This window comes from Bifidobacterium ruminantium DSM 6489, assembly GCF_000770925.1.
Taxonomy (GTDB): Bacteria; Actinomycetota; Actinomycetes; order Actinomycetales; family Bifidobacteriaceae; genus Bifidobacterium; species Bifidobacterium ruminantium.
On record NZ_JDTK01000059.1, the window covers coordinates 1 to 724 of the forward strand.

The window sequence follows — 724 nt, forward strand, 5'->3', positions numbered from 1 at the left end:
TGAACTGCGCCCCGTTTGTTGGACGTTGTTAATTAGGATACAGCCCTAGACCGCGAGGGACATGCTCCGGAACTCCTCCGGGGTGCGTCCCTCGAGTCGTATCTGGCGTCGTCTGGTGTTCCAATGGATGATGTACGCGTCCAGCTCGCGTTTGAACTGCTCGTACGAGTCGAACTCCCGGCCGCGGTAGAACTCGTCCTTCAAGTGGCCGAAGACCTGCTCGGTGGCGGCGTTGTCCAAGCAGTTGCCCTTGCGGCTCATGGACTGGCGGATGCCGAGCCGCTCGAGCTCGTCCCGCCACCATCGGTGCTGGTACTGCCATCCCATGTCCGAGTGCAGGACCGGCTCCACGCCGGCGGGCAGCCTGGCCTCGAGCATGGCGAGCAGCCGCTTCTGCTGCTCGAGGTCCGGACTGCGGCTCACGTCCCAGGCCACGATCTCCTTGCTGCCCATGTCGTACACGGGAGCGAGGTACGCCTTGGAGCCGGCGACCCTGGACTCGGTGACGTCGGTGCCGAGCTTGGAGAACGGCCTGTCGGCCGTGAAATCGCGTTCGGGCAGGTTATGCACGTGATCGCCCGTCTCGCCCCTGTACGAGCTGTATCTCCTCCACGGGTTCCTGGAGCGGATGGCGCATCTCAGTCCCATGCGGCGCATGACCCCGGGCACGGTCTTGGCGGATATGCGCGTGCCGAACTCGTGGACCAGGCACATGCGCACCTGC

1 protein-coding gene is annotated in these 724 nt (G+C 64.6%); it reads right to left on the bottom strand.

The genetic code is table 11. The features are described from left to right. Positions 1-45 precede the first annotated feature (45 nt). A partial coding sequence (locus OU26_RS09345) for an IS3 family transposase (RefSeq protein WP_033499129.1) occupies positions 46-724 on the bottom strand: 679 nt, incomplete at its 5' end.